The sequence below is a fragment of the Pseudomonas sp. KD5 genome (genome assembly GCF_012932895.1).
Lineage (GTDB): Bacteria > Pseudomonadota > Gammaproteobacteria > Pseudomonadales > Pseudomonadaceae > Aquipseudomonas.
In genome coordinates this window covers 1-4,064 of record NZ_JDWJ01000029.1, presented here as the reverse complement: position 1 = coordinate 4,064, position 4,064 = coordinate 1, and the positions used below count along the sequence as shown (strand labels likewise).

The window sequence follows — 4,064 nt, the reverse complement described above, 5'->3', positions numbered from 1 at the left end:
GACGGCAAGCGCGTCATCCTGTTTGGCCCATTCGCGACCTTCAGCACCAAGTTCCTCAAAGAAGGCTCGTACCTGGACCTGCTGACCACCACTACCACACACAACGTGTGGCCAATGACCCGCGTCGGCATCAAGGAATACCCACTGGTCGAGTATCTGGCAGGCCAACTGATGCTGTCTGACGAAGACCGCATGAATGCCCTGAAAGAATACTTCCCGAATGCCAAAGCCGAAGACTGGCGCCTGTGGCAAGCCGGCCAGCGCGTGCAAATCATCAAGCGTGATGAAGCCGCCGGTGGCGTGCTGAAGCTGGGTACCGAAATCGTTGCTTCGCAAGACGGCACCATCGCCGGCCTGCTGGGCGCATCGCCAGGCGCNTCGACTGCCGCACCGATCATGCTGACCGTGCTGCAGAAAGTGTTCAAGGACAAGGTTGCCACCCCAGCCTGGCAGGAAAAACTGCACCAGATCGTGCCTAGCTACGGCACTCAGCTGAACAACAGCCCTGAGAAAGTGGCTCAAGAGTGGGCTTACACCGCCAAGGTGTTGGAGCTGACTCCGCCGCCGGTGATTGGTCAGGTGGCGGCTCCGGCTGCTGCTCCGGCTGCTCCGGCTAAGGCGCCGAAGGCCAATGCTGCGACGGATATGGCTTTGTAAGTAGAAGCGTAATCGGAAAGCCCACTGGATCGGTGACGGTCAGTGGGCTTTTTTGTGGGCGGGATTCAGTGCAGATGATTTGCGAGAGTGGCCAAAAGGAAATGCTTTTGTGGCGAGGGAGCTTGCTCCCGTTGGGCTGCGGAGCAGCCCCAGCGCGTGATCGGCCGTTTGGTGACCATGTCACCGCTGGCGTTTTTGAAGGGGGATTTGAGGGTGAAGTTGGATGCGCGCCCTTCGCATTGTAACTATCAAAGCCCTTTACCGAGGGGCAAGCCTCTCGGTAAAGGGCTGAGTGATTACTTGGGTGGAACGAAGTTATCCAGCATTCGATTCACCGCCAGTTCCGCCAGCATGATGACCTGCTGAAGCGCCAGCAGGGTATTGCGGTGGGTGCCCTCCACCAATGCAGCGATGTCGCTGGCCATGACACTGGCCGACGCCAGGTTCTCGCACGTTTGAACCAGCAAGGCTTCATGGCCAACATCCGGCGCAACCATGTACATGGTGCTGGGTTTGCGTGGGGTGTTGTTCATGATCGCCGCCGGGTTGAGGTAGAAATTGAGAGCGCGTTCGGCGGCTTCGTGAAATTTTTTTGAATCGTCGGATTCGTACGGGGATGCCGGATCGGTGTCAGGTCCCGGTGGGTTAGGTGTCACTTTGAACATAGATGGAACTCCGGTTTCGAATATTGGGGAGCCATCACCCTCGCTACCAAACGAAGGGTGGCGGCCATACGTGGGTTGGTAGACCGGTCGAAACGGGAAACCCGGCGCTCACGAAGGAGCCCCACGCATGCCCACCATATAAAGCCGAGTCCCAAAAAAAAAGAGACTGCATAGGTGTCGCAATGCGACTGTTTCGAAGCGGGCTACCAAACCCGATCACTGTTTTTCAGTGACAGGGAAACGATATAGCCCGCCCCACAGCCGCACAAGCCAGCGGATTCTGGCGCACGCGTAGGCAACGACGCAAGGCGTTGTAGCCGTTAGGACGTAACAGCGGGTGTCTTTAAACACGCATCGTTAAACGTGTGAGCGCTTTCAAAAAACGAGGAAGCGTCTGACAATTTTAGGGTTGTGTTGCGGCACGGCCGCACCTGTCGCCCGCTTAAAGTCATGCAGGGCGCGCGCGACGGCGCGGTTTTTTTGAATCAAGGATTTGGTAGGAGAATGCCGGATCGGTCACCGACGGATGGATATGACGCTGAGCGCTGCGTCGGTCCTTTTGAATGGAGCCGTGCAGGGTTGAAAAAAGATGACAACTGTACGCAGGTAATGGAGTCGTGCTACTCCGCCCGGTCACTGCGGGCGGTGACGGGAGACAAGATACCGGCGACCGCCTGGCGAAACAGCCGGCCGATTCTGTAGCGGGCGTAGGCAATGGCGTTGGATGTTGTAGCCTCACGAAGTCATACAGCGTTTCACCGAGCACGTCCTTCCAAGGCGATTACCTTGTCTTTACGCCTAGTTCAACTTCTGAGCTTCCAGTTTCGCCAGGAAGTCTCGAATATTGTTCTGTACGGCGCGATTGACTGATTCCTTGAGGCGGACGACACCCGCGAAGGCGTAGCCTGGAGGGACGATGCCCTGGGTGATGATCGTTTCTTCGAGCAAGGTTTCGCCCGTTTTGCGATTTACCAGCAGGTACTTTGCAGAAGCATCAGTCACCATGGTCACGCCAGCTGCCGGCGGATCCAGCTCCTGGATTTTGACGAAAAGATTCACTTTTTTTGTCGACTCGTCGTCGAATACTGAACTCTTGTTAATGGCTTCTACTACTGCCCTTTCCCAGAGTTCGGGAATGCCTTCACCATCGGACGGTACATTTCCTGTTTGCTCATTGGGGGCAGCGAAGGAAACGGATACTGCACGAAGGTCCGCGTCCACTTTGTGAGTCGAGGGCGAAATACTTGGAACAGAGAAATTCAGAGGGGGTACAGATGTGCAGCCGCTTAGCAAAGCGACCAGCAATGTACCGATGGCGATCCTTGAGCGCATCCTTGTTTCCTTTCTGAAAATGAGTTGAAGCGAGAAGAGCATAGTAGGCGTTAGCCCAAGTCGCCTTTGTCCCTTGCTAAACGGCAGCAAGATCTGCCGTTTAGCAAGGGACTCACTTTTTTGCCCAGGAAACTCAAACAGCCTTGATCAAGGGTAAATTCTCAAGGTTGTCTCTGGTGGAGCTGTCCCTTCGAGAGGCACCTACAACCTAACGTGCCACGGGCTGCTCCGCCCAGTCACTGCGGCGGTGACAGGAGGCACATGGAAATAAATTTGTCCCATTTTTATTATCGCTAAACCTTTGCGACCTCAGGCCGCTATAGGCCAGAGCGAGCCCCTCCTCCAGGATCATCAGCCGTTAACGACTGAGGCACTTCGATAAGTTTAGTCGCCAGGCGGACCGCCTCTGTTCGTCCTAATTCACGTTCAAGCTCTCAAATTTTCACAGAAAAGAAAGGACACTTATGCGTCAACTTCTCCCCTTGGCAATCAGTTTGACTCTCATCGGCTGCGCCACCAGTAAAACCGACGTTCGCAATGAAGCCGAGGCTGGCAAGTTTGACCCCACCACCACCGCCCGTGTCCGTCTGATCACAGGCGATAACGCGCACGGCGGATTCGTCAGCGGCCAGACTTGCGAGAAGTTTTACAACGAGTCTCTCAAGAGTTTTCCCATCGAACAGTCCGGCTGGAAAACCGCCCATATCGACTCCGCAGGTCTTTATCCATTCAGGGAGTCAGACCATCAGAACAGCGTGATTGGCATGCCTGCGAGCAAGGAGAGCAAGCTGATCAACGAATCACCCCGACTCTACGACGAGCATGTCGTGACTGCCAACCAACCCTTCATTGCGACCTTTGGCATGGTTGGCTCGGTTTCATGCTCGCCCAAACCCGTGGTGTTCACGCCAGAGCCGGGGCAGGATTATGAAATGCAGTTCCAGATTGTCAAAATCAGCACGTTCAAAGCGGGTTGCATCATTCAGCTACGCAAACTCACTGCTGTTGGAAATACCACTATAGAAACGCCAATGCGACCACAGGTCTGCGCCAGGTCAGCAGATGGAAACTTTCACACCAAGGATCCACTCTTCAATGCCCAGTGAAGCCTCTGCTTCTTGCCTGCTTTGACCTTGCCGGATCACCGCTCAGCAACAATTCGTATAACCCCTGAAAAGGGCTCAAGCCAGCAGCTCGCTGATCCACCGAACCTGCCGGGCAATGTCTTGCAAAAAGGTGCAAAAAGGGGACTGATTTATTTCCTTCAAAATAAATCAGTCCCCTTTTCCGCCAATGTCGGTTCCGCACTTGGACCCCCGTGTCCTGGACGGCAAGCGCGTCATCCTGTTTGGCCCATTCGCGACCTTCAGCACCAAGTTCCTCAAAGAAGGCTCGTACCTGGACCTGCTG

General features: G+C 55.1%; 4 protein-coding genes and 1 pseudogene. 3 read left to right on the top strand and 2 right to left on the bottom strand.

The window, feature by feature from the left end; genetic code table 11:
• Window positions 1-657 (top strand): malate:quinone oxidoreductase (locus AF70_RS29585; protein WP_178119841.1); only part of this gene is annotated, 657 nt, incomplete at its 5' end.
• Between the two features lie 296 nt (window positions 658-953).
• On the opposite strand, the gene AF70_RS29580 is transcribed toward AF70_RS29585, so the two are convergent.
• Together AF70_RS29580 and AF70_RS29575 are read right to left on the bottom strand one after the other, a co-directional pair.
• On the bottom strand, window positions 954-1,322 hold the full coding sequence (locus AF70_RS29580; protein ID WP_028940413.1) for a DUF6124 family protein: 369 nt from the start codon (window positions 1,320-1,322) through the stop codon (window positions 954-956).
• Window positions 1,323-2,120: 798 nt separating this feature from the next.
• Window positions 2,121-2,654, bottom strand: coding sequence for a hypothetical protein (locus AF70_RS29575; protein WP_028940414.1), 534 nt, complete (start codon window positions 2,652-2,654; stop codon window positions 2,121-2,123).
• Window positions 2,655-3,118: 464 nt separating this feature from the next.
• Here AF70_RS29575 and AF70_RS29570 point away from each other — a divergent pair, with 464 nt between their 5' ends.
• Both AF70_RS29570 and AF70_RS29565 read left to right on the top strand, forming a co-directional pair.
• Window positions 3,119-3,760: a hypothetical protein gene (locus AF70_RS29570; RefSeq protein ID WP_028940415.1), complete on the top strand. Its 642-nt coding sequence runs from the start codon at window positions 3,119-3,121 to the stop codon at window positions 3,758-3,760.
• 181 nt (window positions 3,761-3,941) lie between these two features.
• Window positions 3,942-4,064 (top strand): annotated as a pseudogene (locus AF70_RS29565) (malate:quinone oxidoreductase); the annotation flags it as partial.